Genomic DNA, 20,038 nt, shown 5'->3' with positions numbered 1-20,038 from the left:
TTACGCCTTGACGCGCTTGACCTGGCTGCCGCTGCGCAGCGTGCCAAGGTTGTTGCGGACGATCTCGGTGCCGGCGTCCAGCCCGGCGACGATTTCCACCATGCCGCTGGCCTCGTCGCGGATGCCAAGCTGCACCGGGCGCTCGGCCAGCGTGTCCTTGTCAATGGCATAGACGAAGGCGCGCTCGCCCTCAGTGCGCACCGCCGAGGACGGCACCGCCACCACGCCGGCGCGCTCGCCCAGCACCAGCGCACCGCGCGCGAACATGCCGGCGCGCAGCGTCTGGTCGGCGTTCTCGACGCGGATATAGACCATGATGCTGCGCGTGCCCTGGCTGACGGCCGGGTTGATGCGCACCAGCTTGCCGGTAAAGCGGCCGGCGCCTTCCACGTCCAGCGCCACCGGCTGGCCGACCGCGGCGCGCGCCACGTCCGCCATCGGGATCGGCGCTTCCAGTTCCAGCACGCGCAGGTCGACCACGTCGACCAGGCGTGTATCGGGCGATACCTTTTCGCCCGGCTGCACCGCGCGCGCGGCCACCATGCCATCGAGCGGCGCCTTGACCACGGTGTCGGCCAGCGCCTTCTGCGCCACCGCCAGCCCGCCCTGAGCGGCGTCGAGGTTGGCGCGGGCCACGTCCAGGTCGGACTGGAACTTGTCGAAGGCGGTCTTCGAGATAAAGCCCTTGTCGACCAGCTCGCGGTTGCGCTCCCAGGTCTGGCGCGAGTTCTCGAACTGCCCGCGCGCGGCCAGCATCTGCCCGCGCGCCTGCGCCACCTTGGCCTCGTATTCTGTCGGGTCGATGCGAACGATCAGCTGCCCCGCCCGCACCGGCTCGCCTTCTCGCACCAGCACCTCCTTGACCTCGCCCGAGACCTTGGCCTTGACCGAGGCCTGGTTCAGCGCACGCAGTCCGCCCGACAGCGGCAGCGAGACCTGCAGGTCCTGGCGCGCCACGCTTACCAGGTCGGTCTGCAGGAATTCCACCGCGTTGGCGGCGGCCTGGGCCGGCGCCTGCGGCTGGCGCGCGCTGCCGGCCTTGCGCACGGCGGCCGTGGCGGTCAGCGCAAGGGCGATGCAGGCGGCGGTGATCAGCAGGGTCTTTCGCTTCATGTTCAGGTGCCGGGTCGCGGCGCAGGGGAATCGGGCTCGGTGTCGGCATCCATGGCGGCGGCGCGTTGCGCCAGCATGTCGTCGCGGATGCGTTCCCAGATATAGGGGCCGGTCTGCACCGGCAGCGGGCGCTCGCGGGCGTCGCCGGTGGTCAGTCCGAACAGCAGCGTATCCAGCAGGCCGTCCAGGAACGCCTCGGGATCAATGTCCTTCTCCGAGGTGGCGCGCAGCGCGCGCTGCCACAGCATCAGGAACACCAGCGGTGCACAGATCAGCGTCGTGGTGGGGTTGGCCGGCATCGCGCGGAATTCGCCGCGCGCCACGCCGCGCGCCAGCACCTTGGCGAACAACTCGTCGCCGGGCACCATCACTTCCTGGTTATAGAAACGGGCGATGTCCGGGAAATTGGCCGACTCGGCCATGATCAGCTTGGTCAGCCCCGCCACCGGCGTGGCGCCGATCAGGCCCCACCAGCCGCGCAGCAGTTCGCGCAACAGCTCGGGCGTGCTGCCGGCGTAGGCCTCGACCAGGTTGGAGCCGCGCGCCAGTGCCGGCACCAGGTTCTCGCGCACCACCGACTTGAACAGCTCTTCCTTGTTGGCGAAGTAGAGATAGACCGTGCCCTTGGACACGCCGGCGGCCGCGGCCACGTCTTCCAGGCGCGTGGCGGCGTAGCCGCGCTCCACGAACAGGTCGAGCGCGGCGGCCACCAGCTCCTGCGGGCGGGCGGCCTTGCGCCGGCTCCAGCGCGGGGTGTCGGCGTCCTTGTGCGAATCGGCGGGTGTTTTCACGGAGGTCTTGCTGGTACTGCGGGGCACGGGGGCTGGTCTGGAGGTTAATAACTTATGGGTCAGTAATGTAGATGAGCGTCTTGAGGGGGTCAAGCGCAGGCAGTTTGCCCTCGGGAACAGCCCGAGGCGGATTGGTAAATGTGATCCCGGATGCCTGAGCATCGTCGTTCCCGCGCAGGCGGGAACCCAGTGACTTTTAGACGCTGGATTGCTCGCTATCGCTCACCCTGCGGGCCGTCCTTTGGACGTCCAATGCACATACGTGCATTGTCCCGCCTGCGCGGGAATGACGGTGGGCGATGAAAAGTTATCTATCAGGATCCTGACAAGGTTGCCTCTCACGGCGCTTTCCTTTTCTTACAGGACGGCACCGGCCCTTCGGGCACAATGGCCCCTTTGCGTTGGCCGCCTCAGGCGGCTGCCGATCCTGAGCCATTGTCATGAGTTGCCGGTCAGACCTTTCCTGCCGCGCGGGCTGCGGCGCCTGCTGCATCGCCCCGTCGATCGCCTCGCCGCTGCCCGGCATGCCTGGCGGCAAGCCGGCGGGCGAGCCGTGCGCGCAGTTGCTGCCGGACATGCGCTGCGCAGTGTTCGGCAGGCCCGACCGGCCCGCGTTCTGTGGCGGCCTGAAGCCGTCGGCAGAAATGTGCGGCGATTCGCGCGAAGCGGCGCTGCACTGGCTGACCCGGCTGGAAATCCTGACCGCGCCACAGGCCACGCCCGAGCGGCCCGGTCTGCACGCATGACGCCTGGCAGGGGCGACCCATATATCCCGCAATCGGAGGCAATATGATCCGGACTTCCCGACGACGCTGGCTCGCCGCGGCTGGCGCGGCCACGCTGGCCGTGGGCCTGGCCGCCTGCGGCGCCTGGCGCAACGAGTACACCTTCTCGCAAAGCCAGTTGCAGGCGGCGCTTGAGCGCAAGTTCCCGTTCAACAAGCGCTATATGGAGCTGTTCGACATCCAGCTGGCCAACCCGCGGCTGACGCTGGACCCGGCGCGCAACCGCGTCAACGTGCAGTTCGATGCCACCATCGACAACAAGCTGTTCTTCAGCCGGGCCCTGACCGGCCGCTTTGCGCTGGACAGCGGGCTGCGCTATGACCAGCCCTCGCGCTCGGTGGTGCTGCAGGACCCCGAGGTGCAGCGCTTTGACGTGCAGGGCATGCCCGCGCAGTTCTCGCGCCAGCTCAACGCGCTGGGCGGGATCCTCGCTGAGCAGCTGCTGCAGGGCTATCCGCTCTATACCTTCCGCGAAGACCAGCTGCGTGTTGCCGGCAGGCAGGTTGACCCCGGTACAATCACAGTTTTGTCTGACGGCATCAACGTCAGGATCAATCGGCCCTGAACCGGCCCTACGTCAACGCATCTCCCTTCCGCATGGAAATCGCACTTGCCCTGAAAGCCGTGATACTCGGCATCGTCGAAGGACTGACCGAGTTCCTCCCCATCTCCAGCACCGGGCACCTGATCCTGGCCGGCCAGCTGCTCGACTTCAACGACGAGAAGGGCAAGATCTTCGAGATCGTGATCCAGTTCGGCGCGATCCTGGCGGTCTGCTGGGAATTCCGCGCGCGCATCGGCAAGGTGGTGCGCGGCCTGAGGTCCGATCCGCTGGCGCAACGCTTCGCCGTCAATGTCATCGTCGCGTCGGTGCCGGCCGTCGTGCTGGCGCTGATCTTCGGCAAATGGATCAAGGCCCACCTGTTCAACCCGATCACGGTGGCAATGGCATTCATTGTCGGCGGCGTGGTGATCCTGCTGGCCGAATGGCGCGATGCGCGCCGCGGCACGGTCTCGCATCCGCGGGGCAATGCGCTGCTGGAGGCCGCCAAGGCCGGCGCGCCGCGCATTGAATCGGTCGACGACCTGAACTGGCGCGACGCCCTCAAGGTCGGCCTGGCGCAGTGCTTCGCGCTGGTGCCGGGCACCTCGCGCTCCGGCGCCACCATCATCGGCGGCATGCTGTTCGGGTTGTCGCGGCAGGTGGCCACCGAGTTTTCGTTCTTCCTGGCGATCCCGGTGATCTTTGGCGCGACCGTCTATGAACTGTACAAGGCGCGCGCGCTGCTGAGCGCCGATGATCTCGGCATCTTCGCGGTGGGCTTTGTCTTCGCCTTCCTGTCCGCCTTCCTGTGCGTGCGCTGGCTGCTGCGTTTCATTGCCACGCATGACTTCAAGCCGTTTGCCTGGTACCGCATCGCCTTCGGCATCGTGGTGCTGGTGACCGCGTACTCCGGCCTGGTGTCCTGGCACGCCTGATCGGGTTTGTGCCAGAAAAAAAGCATGGCATCGGCCTAATGCCGTTCAGTCAAGGTACCAAACGTTACCGTCATTCCCGCGCAGGCGGGAATCCAGCGTCTTTCACGTCCCCGTCGGGGATGAAGTCACTGGGTCCCCGCTTTCGCGGGGACGACGGTGGTTAACTGAACGGCATTAGTGGCATCGGCCACGCTTTTTTGTTTGTCCGCCGCCAGCGCTCAGGCGCGTTTGCGGAACACCACATCCCACACACCGTGCCCGAGCCGCACGCCGCGCCGCTCGAACTTGGTCACGGGCCGGTAATCCGGTCGCTCGGAAAAGCCGCCCGGGGCGGTCGACGTGTTCTCCAGCAGCGGCTCGCCCGACAGCACTTCCACCATCTGGTGCGCGTACTCTTCCCAGTCGGTCGCGCAGTGGAGATAGCCGCCCGGCTTCAGGCGCGCGGCCAGCACCTTCACCAGCGGCGGCTGCACCAGCCGGCGCTTGTTGTGGCGCTTCTTGTGCCAGGGGTCGGGGAAGTAGATATGCACGCCGTCCAGGCAGTTATCGGTCAGCATATGGGCGATCACTTCCACCGCATCGTGCTGGAGGATCCGCACATTGGCCAGGCCGCGCTCGTCGATCAGCTTAAGCAGCGCGCCCACGCCGGGCTCATGCACCTCGCAGCCCAGGAAGTTGTCCTGCGGGCGCAGGCCGGCGATATGCGCGGTGGTCTCGCCCATGCCGAAGCCGATCTCCAGGATCGACGGCGCCTGCCGGCCGAACGCCGCTTCCCAGTCCAGCGGCTGCGGCGCGTACGGCACCATCATGCGCGGCCCGACTTCGTCGATGGCGCGCTGCTGCCCGGTTGAAGTCCGTCCCGCGCGGCGCACGAATGAACGGATCCGGCGCGGATGCGCAACGCCTTCAGGATCGGCAGGGGAGGGAGCGGGCGCGGGTGCGGCGGCGCTGTCTACCGGCGCGGCGTCGTCGGCCGGCGTCGGTTCGGTGCTGGGGTCTTGGGGAAGCATGGCAACAAAAAAGCCGCCGGGCAGATCACCGTTACGGTGGCAAAGGCGGCTTGTCTCGACTGGAAGTGAAGCGGGCGATGGGAATCGAACAGACTCACATCACAGCGCGCGATGTTGTGATTCGGAACTGAAGCGCTCACTCGGGTTCGGGTGGAGCGCTTCGCTGACGTTGGACGTGATTCTACCTCACTGGCGACAGGGTACCACTGCCTTGCCCGGATGAACCCGCCGCACCTTTGCGTTTGTCCATGTAGACGATGAAGGTGGCAATGCTGACTGCATAGAACGGGAAAACCTCCCACCAGAGGAAGACTACGTCCGTTAAGCCGAGGATAAATATGCCAGTGATTAGCGATAGGCCCATGCAAGCCACGCTCCGGACTTCCCTGTCTGTATGCCTTAGGTCGCGCACAAAGTAATAAGCTGGCACCAAATATAGGGCGAGCAGTGCTGCGAGCCCGAACAAGCCCAGCCTGGCTGCGTTGAACAGGAACTCATTGTGCGAATGTGCAAAGGTCGATGTTGTCGGAGAGATAATCTTGCGTTCTGCAAGATCCCCGAGGGCATCTCGGTATCTGTCGACCCCCACGCCAAAGACCGGATGCTCTTTGAAAATCACTACAGAGCCTTGCCATATCTGAAAGCGTATGCCGATTGAGGTGTCGACATTAGTTCGATCGATAAACTGTTGAATATCTGTTTGGGCCTCATATATGCGTTCCTTTACTAGTTTGGCATGACCCACGCCTACCAGAAGTACAAGCGTAGCGACTGACAGCAGAGCTAGCTTGCGCCCGGCTCGCATGCTCTTGTTTGCCACCAGGGCGATTCCGAAGAAGATGGGTATTGTAATCCAGGCGCCTCGCGATTGCGAAAGGTAGCTTCCATACAAGATGGCAACTGCCGCCAGCAGCTTTAGCAGGATCAATGATTTCTCTTGCCGCGAATTCCAGGAAATCGAGAGCAGGGCGAACACACCGAGCAACAGCCCCATTTCAATGAAAATTGTGATGGGGATGAAGTCGGTCAGATATCTGATCTCGCCGCCATGCGTAAGTCGGTAGATTTTCAGCGCTGAGAGGAAAGTCCCTGCGATGAATGCCCATTGCAGCTTTCGCAGATGCGTGAGGGGTACCAACGAAATCGCCCAGAATGCCAGAGCAAACATCGCAAGCCGCGATGGACCATCGATATTTCTGCCGGAAAACTGGCCTCTGGAAAGTTCATTGGCGATGATGGCGAACATTGGCGCGGCCATGGCCAAAGCCAACGGCCAATACCGGCGCATGAGCCCGCCCAGCAATACGCTGTTGGATTTCCACTGGAATATTAATGCGGCAAGTCCAAGAGCGATTATGATGCCATAAATAACACCTGCCGCTCGATCAGCAAACAGTGCCAGAACATAAAAAGAGGCCAGTGCTGTTGCGATAAGCCATTGAAAATAGCGCAAGATTTATCCTATCTTTCCCGAAATCAAAGCTAAAACATGAGAAGCACTTGAGGTCAAAGTTCGGCTGACCCCGTTTTGGGCTACCGGGACCAGACGTGGTGCATCAACTGCTATGTCATGCCCTGCAGTCAAGCTTATCGCAGGCTCTGTCTCAGCCTCGATCCCAAGTAGCGGCAATGCCAGTAAACTCCCTCCAAGATGCGGTTCTGGAGGATGAGAAATTTTGAGAACAATTTCAACTCTCTTGTGGTTTTCGGCCCGTCAAGCGGAATCTCCGACCACGGCGACCGGGACTGGATGTCTATAAAGAATTGCCTTATCTCATGCAGGCACCAGGTGTGCCATGGTTTGACTGGCCCGGTGAAGTGCATCAGCACGAATGCCTGGGGTACATTCAGCTTGGTCTCGCCTTTGCTGAGATAATCGACGAGATGATAGCGATAGTTCCATCGTTCATCGACATACTTCACGCGCCCATCGAGCGCGATGTTGAGTGCATCTTGGTCGGCAAAGCGCAGATTTTGTGTTGTAAGGCTCTTCAGTGCTGACTCCCGTATGCCTGCGGCAATCCAGTTCTGAACATTTATATACATCACGCCAGCGTTAAAATAGTGTCCGTGCTTTAGACCTAGCGCCGGGATCTGAGTTCGAACCGTAGTGTCTTTTTCATCGGCGACGGCCGCGGCTATGTGGTCCGAAATATCAAGCGAGAGCAGTTCGGAGATGTTGCCGAAGCAAAGCAGGTCAGCATCCAGGTACAAGACCTTGTCGGTGATGCCATTCAGATTATCCGGGATTAGCAGCCGAATAAAGGTGCCGAGTGAATGGTGGCCGAAGCAGGGAAACTGTTTGAAATCCTGCAGCACTTCGGTGTCGAGTAGATGCAATTGAACGGTAATGGTGTGCCGCTCCTGCAGTTGCTGCAGCTTTTGCCTGATATCTGGGGTAATCGAGAACGCGAAAACATGAAAGACAAAGCACATCCCGGGATTATTTTCCACGATGGATGTGATGGTGACGCCCATGCCACGATAATAACCAGCGTCAACGCCAAAGGCGACGTGAACCGGGTTTGGATTGCAGGAGGGGAGGGAGTCTATCGGTGAGTTCGGCGGCACTTGGCAACCTCGGATAGTCATCCGGCAGTGTGGGACAGTTCCAGCAGTCTCACGCCAGCGGAGAGGTGTCAATTTTTGGGGGCAAGGCAGAAACGGCCGGAGCGGAGGTGGTATTCCTTAGTCTGGCGGCCATATGGTCCACGTTTTCGTGGTGTCCTGCGTGTCACTGCCCTGGTGGTGCCCAATTCCTAGCGAATCAGGCCGCATTTAACATGCGGTGGAGCGGGCGATGGGAATCGAACCCACGTCTTTAGCTTGGGAAGCTAAGGTAATGGCCATTATACGACGCCCGCTACGGCTTACTGGGAGCGGATTCTAGCACGATTCACGGCCGCTGCCTTCGGGCAGGGGTACACGGACGGCAGTTCCTTGAGCTTTGCGATCATGGAGATGCCCCGGGACGCCGGAAGAGGACAGCGGTGCCGTCGCCGGGACCCACTTCGAGATTGCCTGCCTCATCACTAAAGCCACTCACACAGCTACCACGTCGAAATCGCCTTCGGCGTATACACCGGCATCCCGATTCCAGCTGCCGCATCAGTCAGCGGCTCGATTTCCACCACGGGCCGCTCCGAACTTACCTGGCCGAAGATGGCCGCAAATGGTATGTCCCCGGCATCCCGGCCGGTGCCGATGCGAAGCAGGCCGGTGGGGATCGAGATGCCCGAAGGATCGAGCAGATACCACCGGTGCGACAGGTAGATCTCCACCACCGCGTGGAAGTCCGGCGCCCCCAGGCGGATGTCCGCGCCATAGTCGAGGCTGCTGGACATGCGCGCCGGAATGCTGAGTGCGCGGCACAGGGCGATCATCAGGTGGGCGAAGTCCCGGCAGACCCCGGTGCGCTCCACGATGGTGTCGGCGGCCGAGGTGCGCTCGTTGGTGGAGCGCGACAGGAAGCGCACGTGATTGCGCACCCACTCGCGGATGGCATACACGCGCGCATAGCCGCGCTGCATGCCGCCGAACTCGCGGCTGGCAAACTCCATCAGGCGGTCGGATTCGCAGTACCGGCTTGGCGCCAGGTAGGGCAGGACGTCGAAGGGCAGTTCGGCAACGGGTGTTTCCAGAAGCTTGTAGCCGTCTTCCAGGTGGTGATCGATGTCGACGACCGCCTCATAGCGGATGGCCAGCCGGCCCTGGGAGGCGCGCAGCCGAAGCAGCCGGTTGGCCAGCACCGGATCCGTGCAGCGGTCGGCTTCGAGGCCGGGCGGCAGCGTCAGCCGCTCCGAGACGACCGTCTGCCGGGCCGTGCAGGCGGCTTCGATATTGAGCAGGAAGTCCGCCATGGGGTCCATGACCTCATAGGAGAGGCTGACTGCGTACCTGAGTCGGTTCATCGGGCGGTAAGTAACGGCGACGGCCGGGGAAGAGAGACCGTTTCCCCGGGGCCCGGAGATGATGGGCTGACATTGCCAGTGTAGTGCGCGCAGCGCCGCACCACAGGGCGTCGGCAGGGGAGACGGGGCCCCGGACCTATACTTGGCAGGCGGCGGCCTTGTGCAGCCGCCGCGCGGGCCGCTGTTGCCGCGGACAGGAGAAAGCCATGCACCAGGAAGCCGTTATCGGACAGTATCGGGTATCGATCGACGCCCTGCAGAAGCCTGGCCCTGACGATCCCTCCGGTGCCGTGGGCTACGCCGTGCGATACACCATCGCCAGGACCGATGGCGCGCCGGTCCGTCCGAATTTCCCGACTGTGTGCTCATATGAGCTGAACGTGGGCACGACGCTGTTCCCCACGGTCGAGGCCGCGCTGGACTATGGCCTGGCCAAGGCCCGCGACGATATTGCGACGTTCGATGCGCAGCAGGACGCGGCCCGGCGGAGTGCGGCAGCCGATCCGTACTAAGGGCGAAGGGCCGGCGTCTGCATCAAGTTGCGCCGCTCTAGTTTGCGAAGTTCACCAGCGAACTGACGTACCCCGTCCCGCCTGTGCCCTCATCCGCCACTTCCACGTAGTACGCCAGCCGATACCCGTCCCGCAGCGGGAGGCCGGCGCCGTACATCGCGCCATCGCGGCGCATCGGAACCGACTCCCACCTGGCCTTGCGCCAGTCAGCGCTCACCGGATTGTAGGCGTAGAACAGCCGCACACCGACCGGCGCCGCATCGGCCTTGATCCTGGCCTGCACGGCGAACTGCTGGCCCTGCACCGCGCCGCTGGCCTCGATCGCGGGCAGCTTCCGCCCCAGGAACGTATGCGCCAGCCACATGCGCCAGGCGGCCAGGTGCTTGGCCGAGACCCAGGAGTGGGGCAGGTTGTCCACCGCCAGGAAGGCCTTGTCGCCGGACATCTCGGTCAGCATGCTGTTGGGCGTGCCGAGCGCGAAGAACTCGTCGTTGGTGCCGAGCGCGACCAGGAAGCTGGAGCGGATCTGCTTGCGCCACATATACGGGTCGAAGTGCGTCAGCATGCGCAAGCCGGTGGGGTTGTTGATGGTGCGCAGCACGGCATCGGCGGGCTGGAAGCCAGGGCCGCTGCGCTGCTGCGCCGGGCCGCCGACGCCGGGTCCGAACTCCGCGTACTTGCGGGCGATAAAGTACAAGCTGTTGCCGCCGTAGTAGCAGGTGGCCATCACCCCCGCGACGCGGTCGGGGTCGACGCCGGTGGCGATGCTGACGGCGAAGCCGCGCTTGGAGCAGCCCATCAGCACCGCGTGCTCGGTGCGCACGCCGGGCAGGCTGTGCATCAGGGTGATCGCGCGCAGATAGGCCATCGCGATCGGGTAATAGCCGTTCCAGGTCAGGTCGCCGGTCTCCATCACCTTCTTCAGCGCATAGCCGGTCAGGTCGGATTCGTTCATGCCCCAGTAGTCTTCAGCCGGGTTGGCGAACAGCATGACGGGCATGCCGAGGTCGATGGCCGTGCCCTCGGCGTACTCGGCTTCGGTGTCGAGGCCCGTGCCGGGGATGGCGTGGCGCGGCCAGGCGGGTTCGTCGAAGAACTGCCGTTCGGTGCCGATGATGCCGGCGTTGCCGCCGCCCTGGTAACCGTCGGGCACATAGATGCGCGCCGGGTGCGTCCAGGGCAGGCCTTTCCAGTCCTGGCTGGTGAAGCGCAGTTCGATCACACGCACGCGCTTGCCTGGGCGCGCCCGGCTGGGCACCACGGCATCGCGGGCAACCGCCGGGGCCAGCGTGCTTTCGTCGCGTACGGCCTGCATGTCGAAGAACGCCGCCGGCCCGACCGGCTGCGCTTGCGCGGTGGCGATGCCGGGCAGCAGCAGTGACGTCAACAGTAACGCCAGCAGCCGGGCCGCCTGCCGCGCGATGCCGATGATCCGTGTTCTCACGATGTCTCCTTCCTGTAGTGGGAAGGGCATTGTCTTGAGCGGGGCCATCACCGGCAATTCGCCAGATTGCATGGCGCCATCACGAATCGATATGCCCAGCCAGTGCCGGCGGTACGCCTGCGTCCTGCCTTGTCACCGCTTCCAGGGCTTCGCGCACCCGGATCACGGCTGGCGGCGCCTCGATCCCTGCCGGGGTGATGAAGACCAGCCGGCCGGAGGCAAACGGGGTGCGCAACCGCACTTCCCGCACCATCGACATGGCCTGGTAGTGGGCCAGAGCCGTGGCGGGCGCCACCGTCAGGAAGCCGCCGGCGGCGGTCATGGCCAGGTTGCTGTGGAACGAGGCCGATTCGATATGCGGCACCGGCGGCAGCTGGCCGCTGTCGAGAAAGGGCTGCTCGAATACGTCGCGCGTGTGGGTGCCGCGCGGTGGCAGGATCCAGGGACCTTCGTGCAGGTCCGCCAGCGCGACGTCGCCGCGCCCTGCCAGCGGGTGGCCGGGGGCGCAGACCACGGCCAGGTATTCGTTGCGCAGCGGCGTGATCTGGGCCCTGGCCTTGAGCTGGTCGGTGTCGTCTTTCTGCAGCCGGCCCACGATGCAGTCGAGCTCGCCTTCGCACAGCATCGCGGTGAGCCCGCCGACGGTATGTTCGCGCACGGCCAGGCGCGGCAGTGTGCCCTGGGCGCGCAGCCATGCGACGGCTTGCGGCAGCACGTCCACGCCCACCAGCGGCAACATGCCGAGGCGGACCAGCGGTATCTCCGGGCGTGCCAGCAGCGCCTCGCCGGCGGCGTCGATCGCGCCCAGCACCACGCGCAGCCGTTCCAGCGCGCGCTCGCCCGCGGGGCTCAGCCGGCCGCCGCGCGTGGTGCGCTCGATCAGCTTGCAGCCGAAGGCTTGCTCCAGTTCCTGCAGCATCTTGGTGACGGCGGGCTGGCTGATATGCAGCGCTTCGCCGGCCGCGGTCAGCGAGCCGCTGCGCGCCACCAGGTCAAGCAGGCGCAGGTGGCGGATGCGCAGACGGTCGATCCGGTTGGGGGAGGGTGCGGCACCGCTCGCGCGCGTGGGGGAGGTAGGACTCATAACAAAACGTGATGGCCTCATCAAGACTGGATAATTGTTTCGAATGGCCAGGCGCCGGACAATCGGGGCAAACCATGGAGGAGACATGCGATGCATGCCAATGTCGGGCGCCGCCTGCTGCTGAAGTCCCTGCTGGCGCTGCCGGCCGCTGCCACGGTGGGCAGGGCCGGTGCGGCCAGTCCCTATCCCAACCGGCCGGTCCGGTTGGTGGTGCCTTACGCCGCCGGCGGCGGGCCGGATATCCAGACCCGCAAGCTGGCCGAGGTGCTGGCGCGCGAGCTTGGCCAGCCGGTGGTGGTCGAGAACAAGGTCGGCGCCGGGGGCATCCTGGCCGCCGAGTTCGTCGCGCAGCAGCCTGCGGATGGCTACACGCTGATGCTGGGGGCTTCGACCCATGTCACGCAGAAGCTGCTGCAGCCCGGCGCGAAGTTCGATCCGATGGCGTTCACCCACATCATTCGCGTTGGCGTCAGCCCGGCGGTGCTGGTGGTCAGTGCCAGCTCGCCCTATCGGACCGTGGCCGACCTCGTCGCGGCAGCGCGGCGCGCGCCGGGCACGCTGAACTACGCCTCCGGCGGAATTGGCTCCGCGGCGCATGTGTCGGGTGCGGCGTTTGCGTCGGCCATGGGCATCGACGTGGTGCACGTGCCGTACAAGGGCTCGGTCGAGATCGTGCCGTCGCTGGTCAAGGGCGACACGCAGTTTGGCTTTCCGGTGGCGGCAACGGCGATTCCGCAGATATCCGGCGGCAAGGTGCGGGCCCTGGCGGTGACCTCGGCCAGCCGCGCCGCGGTGCTGCCGCAGGTGCCCACGCTGAACGAGGCGCTGGGCCGCAAGGATCTCGATCTTGATGCCTGGAGTGGCATCTGGGCGCCGCCGCGGTTGCCCGCGCCGATCGTGGCGCGCCTGCATGCGGCGGTGATGCAGGCGCTGGGCGATCCCGGCCTGCGCCGGCTCTATGCCGAAATGGGTGCCGTGATTGCGCCGACGCCCACGCCCGAAGCCTTCTCGCGGCTGGTGGCCGATGAGACCACCCGCATCCGCCAGGTCATCGACAAGAACCGCATCACCATCGAATAAGCCACCCCATGACCCTCACTTCACAACCGGACTTTGCACCGCTGGCCGGCATCAGCGTGCTGGACTTCTCGCACGTGATCGCCGGGCCGTTTGCCACCTTCCTGCTGGCGCAACTGGGCGCGCAGGTCACCAAGGTCGAAAGCGCCGGCGGCGGCGACGTGATGCGCCGGGCGGGCAAGGGCCATGCCGCCTTTGTCGCGCTCAATGCCGGCAAGTCGTCGCTGGCGCTCGACCTGTCGGACGAAGCCGGCCGCGCCCATGCGCTGGATCTGGCCGGCCGCTGCGACGTCTTTGTCGACAACCTGCGGCCCGGCGTGCTGGAGCGCTTCGGGCTGGGCTACGAGGCAGTGCGCGCGCGCAATCCGCGTGTGGTCTATTGCAGCATCTCGGGCTTCGGCCGCGGTGCAGCCCAGTGGCATGGCCGGCCGGCATATGACCACGTGGTGCAGGCCGCTACCGGCATGGCCTGGATGGGCGGCAGCGAAGGCGATCCGCCAATGAAGACCGGCTTTCCGGTGATCGACTCCGCCACCGGCATGCTGGCCGCCTTTGCCATCCTGGCCGGTGTGCGCGAGAGCGAGCGCACCGGGCGCGGCATGCTGCTCGACGTCTCGATGGCCACGGCCGGCCTGCAGCTGATGTATCCGATGACGTGCGACGCCATGACCACCGGCGGCGTGCCGGCGCGGCAGGGCAACCAGGGGTATTCGGGCAGCCCGTCGGCCGATTTCTTCCGTACCCGGGACGGCTGGCTGGCGATCGGCGCGAATACGCCGAGGCAGTTGCTGGCGCTGCTTGATGCACTCGGGCTGGGCGGGCTTGCCCAGGATCCGGCCTTGTTCGAGACGCCGCTGGATGCCGGTGCCTTGCCTGCCTTCGTGCGCTCGCTGGATCCGGCCGCGCTCAAGCGCGCGATCGCGGGCGCGGTGGCGGCGGGCACCGCGGTGGACCTGGAACTGCGTCTCAGCGCGCTGGGCATCCCGGCGGCACGCCTGCGCAATATCGCCGAGTTCACGGCGGAGTCGATGGCCAATGGCAGCCTGCAGCCGGTGACGCTGCAGGAAGGGCAGACCGGGGTGCTGTCGCCGGGGCTGGGTTTCGGGGTCTACCGCTGCGCGTGACCCGCGGCGTATAGTTGCTGCCACGATGGCGCACGGCAATGTGTCGCCATCGCCTTTCGCAACGTCAGGATGCCCCCACCTTGACCACCGATTTCTTCGCCCGCTTTGAAGCCGAATGCCTGCCGCGCATTGTTGCCGCGATCGGCCAGCACGACCGGCGCGTGCAACTCCAGACCCTGCCTGCGGAAGCCGCCGGCCGGCCGGCGCGCCTGCGCATGACGGGAGACGCGCCGCCAGACCTGCGGCGTCATCCGCACGCACTCGATATCACGCTGGCGTGGGACGGGCTGGAGGTCCAGCGGTTGTTCGCGGCCGGCGGCGAGGCGCGCTTTGCCGGCTACCTGGCGGCGCTGCCTTCCAAGCTGCGTGCGTGGCAGGAGCCGCGCGGGATCGATTTCCGTTCGCTATCGCAGGCTGATCCGCAGATCCTGATCGGCGGGCTGGATTTCGAGCACTGAGCGCATGCGCTGATTCAGGCCGTGACCCGCAGCCGGCACACCGCGCTTTCCGCTTGCCCTGGCTCGATCCAGCGCAGCCCCTGCCCGTGATGGATGGCATCGGGCAGGCCCACCCACGGCTCCACGCAATAGAAGTCGGAGGTGTCGGACTCTGACCACGTGGTCACCGCATGCCAGGGCGCGCTGCCGGGCAGGTCGAGTTCGAACGTGATGCGCCGCTGCGGCATCGCCAGCACCGCTGACGGACTGTTGCGGAAGACGTGGAAGGTGTCTTGCAGCCGTGGATCGTCCAGCTGGTACGAGGTCTCGCCGGGCTCCGCGGGCCCGGGGCTGCCGTCGGGCTGCTGCCGCATGCGGTCCGTGCCGGGCAGCGTCAGTGACGTCGCGGCGCGCTGTGCGTGTGGCAACGCGAAATAGAAGTGGTGGCCGGGATAGCAGAGCAGGCGCTGCGCGCCGGTATTGGTGGTGCGCAGCGTGACGTCGAGGCCGTCGGGCAGCAAGGCGTAGACGGCGTCGAAGGCGAAGGCGAACGGATAGCCGGCGCGCGTGGCATCGCTGTCGCGCAGCGTCATCGTGATCGCGGCCTGCGCGTCGATGGCGGTGACTTCGAAAGGCAGGTCGCGTGCAAAGCCGTGCTGCGCCAGCGTGTGCAATGTCCCTTGACCGTCGCGCCATTGCCCGGGGTTGCCATCGACAAAATGACGCCCGATAAACGGAAACAGCAGCGGGTTGCCGCCGCGGACCTTGGCCGGGCGCGCCCAGTCGGCGTTATCGGGCCAGTACAGGATGTCGTGGCCGCGGTGCACCCAGCGCACCAGCCGCCCGCCGTGTTGCGGGGCGAGCAGCAGCCAGCTGTCGGCGTGGCCGATCCGCACCAGCGGCTGGCCCTGGAAGTCTTGGGTCGTAAGCAAGGTCATGATGGTCGTTGGCGCCGCGCCGTTCGCGTGCCGCCCGGCGCAGCCGCCATGATAAGCCAGCGCGCCGGCGGCGGCCGTCTCAGCTGCTGGTGTAGATGGTGTCGCGCACCAGCGGATACACCTGCGTCTCCCACCGCCTGCCGTTGAACACCCCGTAGTGCCCGACTCCGGTCTGCACGTGGTGCATGCGCATGTAGGAGCGCAGGCTTGTGCACAGGTCCTGCGCTGCCACGGTCTGGCCGATCGCGCAGATGTCATCGCGCTCGCCCTCCACGGTAAGCAGGGCGGTGCGGCGGATGGCGCGCGTGCTGACCCGACGCCCGCAGACGTCAAGCAGGCCCTGGGCCAGCAGGAAGCGCTGGAACACCAGGCTGATGGTCTCCAGGTAGAACTCCGCGGTCAGGTCCATGGTGGCGAAGTACTCGATGTAGAAGTCGCGGATGGCGTCGGCCTTGTCGTCCTCGCCGCGCTCGCGCAGGGCGTAGAAGTTGCGCAGCGCCTGTTCGTGCCGCTCCGGGTTCATGCTCATGAAGGCCAGCAGCTGCACGTGTCCCGGGTAGACGCGCCGCATCGCGCCGGCAAAGCGCAGCGGCACCATGCCGATCAGGGTGCGCTCGAACCACTCGAGGGACTGGCTCATGGCCAGTTCGTTGACCCTGGTCGGGTTGACGCGCGCGTCGATGGGACCGGCCATCAGCGTCAGGCTGGGCGGTTGGGCGGGGTCCGCGTCCTCGGCCATCAGTGCCGCCGCCGCCAGCGCCGCCACGGTAGGCTGGCAAATCGCCACCAGATGCGTGCCGCCGCCCAGCGCCTGCAGGAAGCTGATCAGGTGCTGCACGAATTCATCGAAGCCGAAACGCCCGGCCAGCAATGAAATGTCGCGGGGGTTGTGCCAGTCAGTGATATAGACGTCGTGGTCGGTCAGCATGGTCTGCACCGTGCCGCGCAGCAGCGTGGCAAAGTGGCCGGACATCGGCGCCACCAGCAGCACGCGCGGCTGGCCGGCGATGCCGTGGCGGCGGAAGTGCAGCAGCGAGCAGAACGGCGTGCGCACGACAACGTCCTCGGTGACCTGCACCGGCTGGCCGCCGACGATCGCGCTGTCGATGCCGAAGGCCGGCCGGTGGTGCGTGAGCCGCGCGAGCGCAATGAGCTCGCAGGCGGCACGCAGGCGGTGCGTGGCGTCGAAGCCGCCGGCCCGGGGACTCGCCGCCAGCGTCGCGGCGGCAAGCTCCGCCAGCGTGCACGCCGGCAGTATCATGTCCGCGTAGGTCTGGTAGGCGTGGTACAGCATGGCCCGGCCCCCGTTATCTTGGTGTCCGCATCCCGCAATATATATGCCACCGGCACGCGCTTGGCACGCGCTTTGCGCGGTGCCACGCTAAAGGCGGGCACGAGCGCTCACAAGTTGTGCAAGATGCGCCTGCGGCAGCTGCATCGCGCCCCATCGTGGCACGAACCCGGCTGCCGGCATCAGACTGGTGCCGCATGAGGGCACTGTATGGGTGCGCGGCGCGGTGGCCTCAGGATGCGACACCGATATCGCGAACGCGCCGACGGCCACCGAGGCGCGGCAAAGGAGGCGTGATGAGCAAGACCACACTCACAATCAGCAGCAAGACCTATTCTTCGTGGTCGCTGCGCGGCTGGTTGCTGGCGCGCTTTGCCGGCCTGGAATTCGAGGAAGTGCTGGTGCCGCCGGACGACGCCGCGGCGCGTGCGGAAATCCTGCTGCTGTCCCCCTCGATCCTGGTCCCGTGCCTGCACCACCAGGGCGTGACGGTGTGGGACACGCTGGCGATCGCCGAATACCTGAACGAAATGCGCCCCAAGGCCGGCCTGCTGCCGGAAGACCGTGCCGCGCGCGCCCACTGCCGCGCCATCTGCGGCGAGATGCATTCCGGGTTTGCCGCGATGCGTTCGGCGCTGCCGATGAACCTGAAAGGGAATTTCCCGGGGCTGAAGGTGTGGTCGCGTGCGCAGGCCGACATCGATCGCATTACGGCGATCTGGACCGAATGCCTGACCCGCTACGGCGGACCGTACCTGTTCGGCACGCGCACCATGGCCGACGCCATGTACGCGCCGGTGGTGACGCGCTTTGTCACCTATGGCGTGATGCTCGATCCCGTGCCGGTTGCCTACTGCAAGCAGATCCTGTCGATGCCGGAACTGCAGGAGTGGATCGCGGCAGCGCGCCAGGAACCCGACGAAATCAGCGAACTGGATGTGGAGTTCTGAGGTCCCCGACTGCCGCGGCCGCCGGGGGTGCCGGCGCTACGCCGTGGCGGATTCCGCCTGCCGTGCCTTCAGGAAGCGCTCGGCATAGTCGAAGTACCAGTCGAGCGTGTCAGGGTTGGCCATTGCGTCGCGGTTGGCGATGCCCTGCGGTGCATGGCCGAGCAGCAGCTTCTTGATCGGCACCTCCATCTTCTTGCCCGACAGCGTGCGCGGCACGCCGGGCGCCTGCACGATCTCGTTGGGCACGTGGCGTGAGGACAGCGCCTCGCGGATGCGCGCGCGCAGGGTGTCGCGCAGCGCGTCGTCCAGCATCACGCCTTCGCGCAGGACCACGAACAGCGGCATATAGGATTCGCGGCCCAGGTATTCCAGGTCGACCACCATGCTGTCGAGCACCTCGGGCAGGTCTTCCACCACGCGGTACAGCTCGCTGGTGCCCATGCGGATGCCGTGGCGGTTGATGGTGGCATCGGAGCGCCCGTAGATCACCGCGCCGCCGCGCTTTGTGATCTTGATCCAGTCGCCGTGCCGCCACACGCCGGGATAAGTGTCGAAATAGCTGTCGCGGTAGCGCTTGCCGTCGGTGTCGCCCCACAGGTAGAGGGGCATCGACGGCATCGGCTCGGTGCAGACCAGTTCGCCCACCGCGTCGATCAGCGGCTGGCCGTTGTCGTCGAAGGCCTCGACCTTTGCACCCAGGCAGCGGCATTGCATCTCGCCGGAATAGACCGGCAGCAGCGGGCAGCCGGCGACGAACGAGCCGGCAAAGTCGGTGCCGCCCGACATCGGCACCAGCCAGATGTCTTCGCGCACATGGCGGTAGATCCAGTCGTAGGCCTCTACCGGCAGCGGCGAGCCGGTCGATCCAAGCCCGCGCAGGCGCGACACGTCGGCGATGCGCGCCGGCTCGATGCCGGCCTTCATGCAGTTGGTGAAGAACGCCGCGCCGGCGCCGAACATGGTCACGCCGGCATCGTCGACAAAGCGCCACAGCACGCCCGCGTCGGGCCAGGCCGGGTTGCCGTCGTAGAGTGCGATGGTGGTGCCCAGCAGCAGCCCGGCCACCTGCGCATTCCACATGATCCAGCCGCTGCTGCTGTACCAGTGGAAGACATCGTCCGGGCCCAGGTTGTTGTGGAAGGCCATCAGCTTGAGCTGCTCGATGACGATGCCGCCATGGCCATGCACGATCGGCTTGGGCATGCCGGTGGTGCCGGACGAATAGACGATCCACAGCGGATGGTCGAACGGCACCGGCTCGACCGCCAGGGGCACGTCGTGCGCCAGCACGTCCTGCCAGGCATGAGCGCGTACGCCGGCGGGCGGCGCGGCGCTGCCTATCTGCGCCACCAGCACCAGGTCGGTGAGCGAGGGCAGGGCAGCGACCAGGTCGGCCAGCACCGGGGCACGGTCATAGGTCTTGCCGCCGTAGCGGTAGCCATCGACGGCGATCAGCACCTTGGGCTCGATCTGCCGGAAGCGGTCGATCACTGCGACCTGGCCCATGTCGGGCGCGCAGCCCGACCAGACCGCGCCCAGGCTGGCGGTGGCCAGGAAGGCGACGATGGTGGCAGGGATATTGGGCAGGTAGCCGGCGATGCGGTCGCCGCGCTGCACGCCCATCTGGCGCAGCGCATGCGCCAGCGACGCCACCTGGGCCTCAAGCACCTGCCAGCTGATGTCGGCCAGCGGCTGCGCCTCGCCGGCATGGCGGATGGCGGCGCGCTGGCGGGCGCTGCCGGTGCCGGCGTGGCGGAACACCTGCTGCACGTAGTTCAGCGTGGCGCCCTCGAACCAGCGCGCACCCGGCATGGCGCGGCGGTCCAGCACCTGCGCGGCGGGGGTGTCGAAGTGCACGTCGAAGTAGGCGCGCACGGCATCCCAAAACGCTTCCAGCTCGGTGACGGACCACTGCCAGAGGCCGTCGTAGTCGTCAAAGGCCAGGCCGCGTTCGTCGCGCAGCCAGCGCATGAAGCGCGCGACCTGGCTGCTGTCGCGCAGCGTCTCGGACGGCGTCCACATCAGGTTCCCTTCGGTGAGCGGGGCGGCGGTCGTCATGTCTCCTCCTTGCGCCCGTCTGCCGCGGGCATCG

The 20,038-nt window shown here is 66.0% G+C and carries 19 protein-coding genes and 1 tRNA gene; 8 read left to right on the top strand and 12 right to left on the bottom strand.

Annotated features, from left to right (window positions below):
• Both ACREYQ_RS12410 and ACREYQ_RS12405 read right to left on the bottom strand, forming a co-directional pair.
• Entirely contained in the window at positions 1–1,113 is a 1,113-nt protein-coding gene (locus ACREYQ_RS12410) for an efflux RND transporter periplasmic adaptor subunit (RefSeq protein ID WP_432257892.1), read from the bottom strand.
• Positions 1,114–1,115: 2 nt separating this feature from the next.
• Positions 1,116–1,931, bottom strand: coding sequence for a TetR/AcrR family transcriptional regulator (locus ACREYQ_RS12405; RefSeq protein ID WP_432257891.1), 816 nt, complete (start codon positions 1,929–1,931; stop codon positions 1,116–1,118).
• A gap of 413 nt (positions 1,932–2,344) precedes the next feature.
• Between ACREYQ_RS12405 and ACREYQ_RS12400 the strand changes: the two genes are divergently transcribed.
• Genes ACREYQ_RS12400 through ACREYQ_RS12390 form a run of 3 tightly spaced genes read left to right on the top strand, consistent with a single transcriptional unit; the run spans position 2,345 to position 4,168 of the window.
• The gene (locus ACREYQ_RS12400) at positions 2,345–2,650 is read left to right on the top strand and encodes a YkgJ family cysteine cluster protein (RefSeq protein ID WP_432257890.1); all 306 of its coding nucleotides are present in this window, start codon (positions 2,345–2,347) and stop codon (positions 2,648–2,650) included.
• Positions 2,651–2,693: 43 nt separating this feature from the next.
• On the top strand, positions 2,694–3,254 hold the full coding sequence (locus tag ACREYQ_RS12395; protein WP_432257889.1) for a DUF1439 domain-containing protein: 561 nt from the start codon (positions 2,694–2,696) through the stop codon (positions 3,252–3,254).
• A 32-nt stretch (positions 3,255–3,286) separates the two neighbouring features.
• Positions 3,287–4,168: an undecaprenyl-diphosphate phosphatase gene (locus ACREYQ_RS12390; RefSeq protein ID WP_432257888.1), complete on the top strand. Its 882-nt coding sequence runs from the start codon at positions 3,287–3,289 to the stop codon at positions 4,166–4,168.
• A gap of 218 nt (positions 4,169–4,386) precedes the next feature.
• Here the strand turns inward: ACREYQ_RS12390 and trmB are convergent, their stop codons facing one another.
• From trmB to ACREYQ_RS12365, 5 genes are all read right to left on the bottom strand, one after another.
• Positions 4,387–5,178 carry a tRNA (guanosine(46)-N7)-methyltransferase TrmB gene (gene trmB, locus ACREYQ_RS12385; RefSeq protein ID WP_432257887.1) on the bottom strand — a complete coding sequence of 264 codons (792 nt, stop codon included), beginning with the start codon at positions 5,176–5,178 and terminating at the stop codon, positions 4,387–4,389.
• Positions 5,179–5,359: 181 nt separating this feature from the next.
• Positions 5,360–6,631, bottom strand: a complete 1,272-nt coding sequence (locus tag ACREYQ_RS12380; RefSeq protein WP_432257886.1) for an O-antigen ligase family protein — start codon at positions 6,629–6,631, stop codon at positions 5,360–5,362.
• A 134-nt stretch (positions 6,632–6,765) separates the two neighbouring features.
• On the bottom strand, positions 6,766–7,770 hold the full coding sequence (locus tag ACREYQ_RS12375; RefSeq protein WP_432257885.1) for a glycosyltransferase family 8 protein: 1,005 nt from the start codon (positions 7,768–7,770) through the stop codon (positions 6,766–6,768).
• 197 nt (positions 7,771–7,967) lie between these two features.
• Positions 7,968–8,042: transfer RNA gene (locus tag ACREYQ_RS12370), tRNA-Gly, on the bottom strand.
• A gap of 186 nt (positions 8,043–8,228) precedes the next feature.
• On the bottom strand, positions 8,229–9,089 hold the full coding sequence (locus tag ACREYQ_RS12365) for a transglutaminase-like domain-containing protein (RefSeq protein WP_432257884.1): 861 nt from the start codon (positions 9,087–9,089) through the stop codon (positions 8,229–8,231).
• Between the two features lie 206 nt (positions 9,090–9,295).
• On the opposite strand from ACREYQ_RS12365, the gene ACREYQ_RS12360 reads away from it, so the two are divergent.
• Positions 9,296–9,601: a hypothetical protein gene (locus ACREYQ_RS12360; protein ID WP_432257883.1), complete on the top strand. Its 306-nt coding sequence runs from the start codon at positions 9,296–9,298 to the stop codon at positions 9,599–9,601.
• 37 nt (positions 9,602–9,638) lie between these two features.
• On the opposite strand, the gene ACREYQ_RS12355 is transcribed toward ACREYQ_RS12360, so the two are convergent.
• Both ACREYQ_RS12355 and ACREYQ_RS12350 read right to left on the bottom strand, forming a co-directional pair.
• A complete protein-coding gene (locus ACREYQ_RS12355; RefSeq protein ID WP_432257882.1) occupies positions 9,639–11,045 on the bottom strand; it encodes a PhoPQ-activated protein PqaA family protein in 1,407 nt (468 codons plus the stop codon).
• A gap of 79 nt (positions 11,046–11,124) precedes the next feature.
• Entirely contained in the window at positions 11,125–12,129 is a 1,005-nt protein-coding gene (locus tag ACREYQ_RS12350; protein ID WP_432257881.1) for a LysR family transcriptional regulator, read from the bottom strand.
• A 90-nt stretch (positions 12,130–12,219) separates the two neighbouring features.
• Between ACREYQ_RS12350 and ACREYQ_RS12345 the strand changes: the two genes are divergently transcribed.
• The 3 genes from ACREYQ_RS12345 to ACREYQ_RS12335 all read left to right on the top strand — a co-directional run bounded on the left by ACREYQ_RS12345 (position 12,220) and on the right by ACREYQ_RS12335 (position 14,788).
• Complete coding sequence (locus ACREYQ_RS12345) at positions 12,220–13,209, top strand: tripartite tricarboxylate transporter substrate binding protein (protein ID WP_432257880.1); 990 nt, start codon at positions 12,220–12,222, stop codon at positions 13,207–13,209.
• An 8-nt stretch (positions 13,210–13,217) separates the two neighbouring features.
• Entirely contained in the window at positions 13,218–14,330 is a 1,113-nt protein-coding gene (locus tag ACREYQ_RS12340) for a CoA transferase (protein ID WP_432257879.1), read from the top strand.
• Between the two features lie 80 nt (positions 14,331–14,410).
• The gene (locus ACREYQ_RS12335; protein ID WP_432257878.1) at positions 14,411–14,788 is read left to right on the top strand and encodes a DUF5594 family protein; all 378 of its coding nucleotides are present in this window, start codon (positions 14,411–14,413) and stop codon (positions 14,786–14,788) included.
• Between the two features lie 14 nt (positions 14,789–14,802).
• On the opposite strand, the gene ACREYQ_RS12330 is transcribed toward ACREYQ_RS12335, so the two are convergent.
• Positions 14,803–15,705: an aldose epimerase gene (locus ACREYQ_RS12330; protein ID WP_432257877.1), complete on the bottom strand. Its 903-nt coding sequence runs from the start codon at positions 15,703–15,705 to the stop codon at positions 14,803–14,805.
• 79 nt (positions 15,706–15,784) lie between these two features.
• Positions 15,785–16,999 (bottom strand): polyhydroxyalkanoate depolymerase, encoded by a 1,215-nt coding sequence (locus ACREYQ_RS12325; protein ID WP_432257876.1) that lies wholly within the window; start codon positions 16,997–16,999, stop codon positions 15,785–15,787.
• Positions 17,000–17,292: 293 nt separating this feature from the next.
• Here ACREYQ_RS12325 and ACREYQ_RS12320 point away from each other — a divergent pair, with 293 nt between their 5' ends.
• Complete coding sequence (locus ACREYQ_RS12320) at positions 17,293–17,946, top strand: glutathione S-transferase family protein (protein WP_432257875.1); 654 nt, start codon at positions 17,293–17,295, stop codon at positions 17,944–17,946.
• 36 nt (positions 17,947–17,982) lie between these two features.
• On the opposite strand, the gene ACREYQ_RS12315 is transcribed toward ACREYQ_RS12320, so the two are convergent.
• A complete protein-coding gene (locus tag ACREYQ_RS12315) occupies positions 17,983–20,004 on the bottom strand; it encodes an acetoacetate--CoA ligase (RefSeq protein ID WP_432257874.1) in 2,022 nt (673 codons plus the stop codon).
• Positions 20,005–20,038 lie beyond the last annotated feature (34 nt).

Origin of the sequence: Cupriavidus sp. TMH.W2, from assembly GCF_050847365.1 — a bacterium.
Classification (GTDB): domain Bacteria; phylum Pseudomonadota; class Gammaproteobacteria; order Burkholderiales; family Burkholderiaceae; genus Cupriavidus.
The sequence above is the reverse complement of the archived record's forward strand: the minus strand, read 5'-3'. Positions and strand labels throughout refer to the sequence as shown.

Bases quoted from the DNA above. Each gene is read 5' to 3' on its own strand.
- ACREYQ_RS12410 (WP_432257892.1), bottom strand. From the start codon at position 1,113: ATGAAGCGAAAGACCCTGCTGATCACCGCCGCCTGCATCGCCCTTGCG.
- ACREYQ_RS12400 (WP_432257890.1), top strand. From the start codon at position 2,345: ATGAGTTGCCGGTCAGACCTTTCCTGCCGCGCGGGCTGCGGCGCCTGC.
- ACREYQ_RS12395 (WP_432257889.1), top strand. From the start codon at position 2,694: ATGATCCGGACTTCCCGACGACGCTGGCTCGCCGCGGCTGGCGCGGCC.
- ACREYQ_RS12390 (WP_432257888.1), top strand. From the start codon at position 3,287: ATGGAAATCGCACTTGCCCTGAAAGCCGTGATACTCGGCATCGTCGAA.
- trmB (WP_432257887.1), bottom strand. From the start codon at position 5,178: ATGCTTCCCCAAGACCCCAGCACCGAACCGACGCCGGCCGACGACGCC.
- ACREYQ_RS12375 (WP_432257885.1), bottom strand. From the start codon at position 7,770: ATGACTATCCGAGGTTGCCAAGTGCCGCCGAACTCACCGATAGACTCC.
- ACREYQ_RS12365 (WP_432257884.1), bottom strand. From the start codon at position 9,089: ATGAACCGACTCAGGTACGCAGTCAGCCTCTCCTATGAGGTCATGGAC.
- ACREYQ_RS12360 (WP_432257883.1), top strand. From the start codon at position 9,296: ATGCACCAGGAAGCCGTTATCGGACAGTATCGGGTATCGATCGACGCC.
- ACREYQ_RS12350 (WP_432257881.1), bottom strand. From the start codon at position 12,129: ATGAGTCCTACCTCCCCCACGCGCGCGAGCGGTGCCGCACCCTCCCCC.
- ACREYQ_RS12345 (WP_432257880.1), top strand. From the start codon at position 12,220: ATGCATGCCAATGTCGGGCGCCGCCTGCTGCTGAAGTCCCTGCTGGCG.
- ACREYQ_RS12340 (WP_432257879.1), top strand. From the start codon at position 13,218: ATGACCCTCACTTCACAACCGGACTTTGCACCGCTGGCCGGCATCAGC.
- ACREYQ_RS12330 (WP_432257877.1), bottom strand. From the start codon at position 15,705: ATGACCTTGCTTACGACCCAAGACTTCCAGGGCCAGCCGCTGGTGCGG.
- ACREYQ_RS12325 (WP_432257876.1), bottom strand. From the start codon at position 16,999: ATGCTGTACCACGCCTACCAGACCTACGCGGACATGATACTGCCGGCG.
- ACREYQ_RS12320 (WP_432257875.1), top strand. From the start codon at position 17,293: ATGAGCAAGACCACACTCACAATCAGCAGCAAGACCTATTCTTCGTGG.
- ACREYQ_RS12315 (WP_432257874.1), bottom strand. From the start codon at position 20,004: ATGACGACCGCCGCCCCGCTCACCGAAGGGAACCTGATGTGGACGCCG.